The following is a 4,767-nucleotide window of genomic DNA, read 5'->3' on the forward strand; positions in this document are numbered from 1 at the left end:
CGCTCGGCCGGCCCACACCGTCGGGTTGAGGATGCCGCGCCGCAGCACGACCCGCACCCAAGACCGGGCCCGCCGCATCAACGACGAACGCGAACTCAACCGAACCGCAGCCGCAGCCGCAGCCGAACAAGCAGTCGCAGAAGCCGAACAAGCAACCCCCGACACCACCCCACCGTTCTGGTGTCCCGAGTCCCCAACCCGCCATCGGCCAATAGACGTGGCGCACACGCCCCAGCGCAACACTGTCGAATAGTTGTTGCCTGCGAGCGTGATTCGAGGAATACGCAGATTACTCAGGAGTTGGGTGTGACCCGCGCGATCGTGACCAAGTGGCGCAATCGATTCGCCAATGGATCGCCGACCAAATCCTCGAATCCCTCGCCTACCACTGCAAACGAATGAACGACTCAAGACACTAGGGCAGGGCCTTCGCGATGGGTAACGTTGGGCCGAACCCGGCGACGGGGCAAACTGGACGGTGTTAATCTTCGCCCGCTGACCACGCGGCACCTGGCAAGGCTGGGTGTCTGCAGGGGAATGGCTGACATCCGAGCAGGTGACTGGAGCGTATTGGCATGAAGTCGACTCTGTCCACGGCTGGTCTGGTGGGCGCGATCGCCATCGTTGCGCTGACCGGCGTCGCTTGCGGTGGGAGCTCGTCGTCCGGGTCGTCCTCGTCTGGCTCTTCGTCGGCAACGTCGTCGGCGCCCTCCGGCGCGGAGAGCCCCTCGGAGAGCGCGGCGCCCGTCAACTACGCCCCTCTGCTGATCACGCCCTATGACATCGACATGCCAGATGAGACGTTCACCGCTGGGGAGCCGCAATTGAACCCGGGTGGCGCCCAGGGCGTCGCCGTCGTCTTCAACAATGAGAGTCAGACCCGCACCATCGCCGATTCCATCGTGGTCTTCCCGGACGCCGATGCCGCGAAGGCCCGCCTTGACGGCGCAGTGGCCGCACTCGATCAGTCGATCGCCGATCCGTCGCCGCAGCCCGCCGAAGTGGGCACCAATGGTCTCGCGGCCTCGGGCACGTCGCCCGACGGTTCAAAGGCCGTCACGGTGGTGACCTTCACCCAGGGGCCTATCTTCGTGTTGATGCAGTTCGACAGCGCGGCAGGCGATCCCGTGCCTGACGACTTCGCGGTTTCCTTGGCGCACAAGCAAGACGGCGTGATCAAGAGCGCGCTGGGCTGACGGGTACGGGTCTGCTCAACGATCGTCAGCCGGGTACGTCCATCCGCTGGGTGCCGACAACTGACAGCAGGCGCAACGCCTCCTCGGACGGTGAGCCAGGCTGGGCGGTGTAGACGACGACCCGCTGATCACGGTCCGCGATGTCGAGAGCGTCGCAGCTCACGGTCACTGGGCCGACCGCCGGATGCGAGAACGTCTTGCACAATGTGGGCCATGCGCACACGTCGTGGACCGCCCACAGCTGGGCGAACTCTGCACTGCCAGAGCGGAGTTCCGCTATCAGCTCGGCAGTCTCCGGATCGTCGGGGTAGCGGGTGACGGCGGTGCGCAGATGAAGGGCGCAGGTGCGGGCGAATTCGTCGGCGTCGGAGACTCCGTAGAGGCGTCTGTCGTGCCGGGTGTGGCCCCAGAAAGGCGCGCCGGGCGAGATTGCGGTCCCGCGGTGACAGCGCGGAGAAGTCCTCCATCAGCGCACACACCAGGTCGTTCCACGGCAGCACCTCGTAGGTCGCAGAGGTGACGATCGCGGCCGCTTGCGGCAGTCGCTCCAGAAGGTCGAGGATGCTCTGCCGCACGACGCGTGGCGGCCCAGGGGGCGGCGCGGGCTCGACACCGGCGAGGCGGTGCAGATGGTCGTGCTCGGCGTCGGTCAACCGCAGTGCGCGGGCCAGGCCGGCCAGGACCTCCCGCGACGGGTGCGGGGCGCGGACCTCCCCATCGTGCGGGGTGGCCACACGATGTCCTCCGCGTCGAGGTCAGCCCGCGAGGGCCCGGCGCAGGAAGTCGCCCGACACGGTGATCGCCGGCGCGGACGTGTCGCCGCCGACGACCAGCGTTGCGAACGCGATGTCGCCGGTGATGCCCGCGAACCAGCCGTGGGAATGGGTGTTGTCGCCGAATTCGGCCGTACCGGTCTTCCCGCCGAGACCGGGAACGTCACGCAAGGCGGTCGCCGTGCCGTCGGACACGGTCTGCAGCATCATCGCCCGCAAGCTGTCCACGATCGTCGGAGGAATCGGCGCCGACGGGGTGTTGGCGGTGGTCGACTCGCCGACGACGAGGGTGGGGGTGATCGTCGAACCGTGCCCGAGGCTGGCCTCGGCGACGGCCAACCCGAACGGGCTCACCGTCACGGTGCCCTGACCGATCCCGTTCTCGACCTTCTGCGCGGGGGTGTCCGCGTTCGGCACATTGCCGGTGATGGTGGTCAGGCCCGGAATGACGTAGTCGACGCCGATCCCGAACAGCCGCGCCATCTTCGGGAGGGCGTCGGCGGGCAGTTTGTCGGCCAGCGCGGCCATCGTCGTGTTGCACGACTGCGCAAAGGCCGACGACAGCGGCACGGTGCCCAGATCGAACTCGTCCTCGTTCGGGATGGTGCGGTTCTCGATGGTGACGGTGCCGGGACACTGTTCCGGGGTGTCCGGTGTCGCCAAGCCGGCCTGAAGCGCGGCCGCGGTGGTGATGGTCTTGAACGTCGACCCGGGCGGATAGGCCCCCGAGAAGACGATCGGCCCCTGGGCGTTGGCGGCCCCGTTCTGGGCTGCCGCCAGAATGCCGCCGGTCGAGGGTGAGACGGCCACCAGTACCGCGGGGCGGGCCTCGGCGGCGACGGCTTGCTGGGCGAGTGACTGCAGCCGGGTGTCGAGCGTGGTGCGGATCGGCTGCGTGTCGCCCGGTGGCGTGGAGGTCAACTCCTCGGTCGGCTGCCCCTTGTCGTCGACGAGCTCGACGGACCATCCCGCGGCTGCGTCGATCGCCTTCTGCCACAGCGCCTGCAGACCGTCGAGCGCAGGGGAGGACAGGTCGCGGTTCGCGGTCAGCAGGGCGCCTTGATCCGCGACCGTGACGCCGGGAATCTGCTTGAGCTGATCGGCGACCTGTGCGGAGTCCTGCTGGCGGAGTTTGACGACCGTCACGACGCCGTCCTGCGTGGCGTTGAACTCGCCGGCGATCGACTCGGCGGTGATCGACCCGTCGAACTGCTGCAGGACCGACGCCAGCGGGGCCGCGGACTCGAGGTGTCCCCTGGACAGGCCGACCACACCGATCGTCTGCCACGTCAGAAGCGGTTGTCCGTCGCGGTCGGTGACCGGGGTGAGGAAGTTCTTGTCGTCGCTGTACTGGAAGGTCATGCCGGGCTGTAGTTTCGGGTTCAGCACGGTGGTGGACCAGTGGACGTGCCAGTCGTCGCCGGACTGCGCGGCCATCGCCGTGGCGTCGTACCGCAGCGTCTTGTCGGGGCCGAATGACCACGAATAACTCAGCTTGGCCGTGTTCGACTCGTCGCCCGACTGGATGACGTCGACCTTCACCGCCGCGTCCTTGCCTATGCCGTCGAACATCGACTTGATGGCGGCGGTCGCGGAGTTCGGGTCGTCGGTGCTCGCCGCGGCCGCGCCGCCGTCCTTGCGCCCCAGTGCGTCGGCGAACGCGCGAAACGCGTCGTCCGGGCCGGGACTGGAGAACGGCGAACAGCTCGTCGCGCCGAGCAGGAGGACGCAGAACACGATCGACAGCAGAGGACGTCTCATCATGGCTCCTCGAGCCTAACCGCGGCGCCGTTACGCCCCGCCGTGAGACTCGTGCCTGCTCCCCGTGGGTTCGGCGTCCACCAGTTGACGGCGCCGAGCCCTGCCGTGGCGGCAGGAGCCTGCACCATGCGAACGATCAGTGTGTCGACCAGCGACTCGACGATGATGCCAACGCACAGCATCTTCACGACGACGTCGGGGTCGATGACGAATCCCGTGACGACCACGACCACGATCGCGCCGCAGGTGACGACGACGTTCGCGGTGGACACGGCGCGGGCGGGCTTCGATCGAGGCAAGCGCGACAAGGTTGCGCGCCGATGCCGGACTCGATCAGGCAACCTCGATCAGGCAACCTCGATCAGGCAGTGGGAAGGGCCTGCACCACCCGCGCCAGCACGTCGAGGTGCTCATCGACGGTCTTGAGACCGGCGCCCATCGTGTTGACCGACAGGTGCGAGGCGCCGGCGTCGGCCCAGGCGGCGATCTGCGCGGCGACCGCGTCGTAGTCGCCGCCGAAGGACACCCGTGCCTCCATCCCGATCGACGCCGGATCCCTGCCCGCGGCGACGGCTCCGCGCTCCACCTCGGCCAGGGCTTCGTCGAGCTTCGGCCCCGGTTCCATCATCGGAAACCAACCGTCGGCCAGGCGACCCGCGCGGCGGTACCCGGGAGCCGACGCGGCGCCGATCCAGATCGGGATCGGCCGTTGCACCGGCAGGGGCGCCAGGCCCGCACCGGTCACCTTGTCGAACGCGCCGTCGAACGTCACGGTCTGCTCCGTCCAGAGCCGACGGAGCAGGTCGACCTGCTCGGCCGACCTCTTGCCTCGGGTGCCGAAGTTCTTGCCGAGCGCCTCGTATTCCACTGCATTCCAACCTATTCCGATGCCAAGGCGGAGGCGGCCACCGCTGAGCAGGTCCACCTCTGCGGCCTGCTTGGCGACCAGAACGGTCTGGCGTTGCGGCAGGATGATCACGCCGGTGACGAGCTCCAGCGACCGCGTGATCCCGGCGAGGTAGCCGAACATCACCAGC

General features: G+C 68.1%; 5 protein-coding genes and 2 pseudogenes. 2 read left to right on the forward strand and 5 right to left on the reverse strand.

From position 1 onward, the window contains the following. Positions 1 to 253, forward strand: a pseudogene (locus QOI01_RS03580) (hypothetical protein); the annotation flags it as partial. Between the two features lie 322 nt (positions 254 to 575). Further along, positions 576 to 1,196, forward strand: a complete 621-nt coding sequence (locus QOI01_RS03585) for a hypothetical protein (protein ID WP_526378667.1) — start codon at positions 576 to 578, stop codon at positions 1,194 to 1,196. 25 nt (positions 1,197 to 1,221) lie between these two features. On the opposite strand, the gene QOI01_RS03590 is transcribed toward QOI01_RS03585, so the two are convergent. The 5 genes and pseudogenes from QOI01_RS03590 to QOI01_RS03610 all read right to left on the reverse strand — a co-directional run. Further along, the gene (locus QOI01_RS03590) at positions 1,222 to 1,626 is read right to left on the reverse strand and encodes an MmyB family transcriptional regulator (RefSeq protein ID WP_526378675.1); all 405 of its coding nucleotides are present in this window, start codon (positions 1,624 to 1,626) and stop codon (positions 1,222 to 1,224) included. Next, positions 1,580 to 1,930, reverse strand: a pseudogene (locus tag QOI01_RS03595) (MmyB family transcriptional regulator); the annotation flags it as partial. The gene QOI01_RS03590 and the pseudogene QOI01_RS03595, both read right to left, overlap by 47 nt. A gap of 21 nt (positions 1,931 to 1,951) precedes the next feature. Continuing rightward, a complete protein-coding gene (locus QOI01_RS03600; protein ID WP_526378669.1) occupies positions 1,952 to 3,733 on the reverse strand; it encodes a penicillin-binding transpeptidase domain-containing protein in 1,782 nt (593 codons plus the stop codon). Beyond that, positions 3,730 to 4,029 (reverse strand): hypothetical protein, encoded by a 300-nt coding sequence (locus QOI01_RS03605; RefSeq protein ID WP_526378671.1) that lies wholly within the window; start codon positions 4,027 to 4,029, stop codon positions 3,730 to 3,732. Before QOI01_RS03605 ends, QOI01_RS03600 begins: the two co-directional genes overlap by 4 nt. A gap of 62 nt (positions 4,030 to 4,091) precedes the next feature. Then, positions 4,092 to 4,767, reverse strand: a 676-nt coding sequence (locus QOI01_RS03610; RefSeq protein WP_526378673.1) for an LLM class F420-dependent oxidoreductase, incomplete at its 5' end; no start/stop codon positions are given.

The organism is Mycobacterium sp., from assembly GCF_032162605.1.
GTDB lineage: Bacteria > Actinomycetota > Actinomycetes > Mycobacteriales > Mycobacteriaceae > Mycobacterium.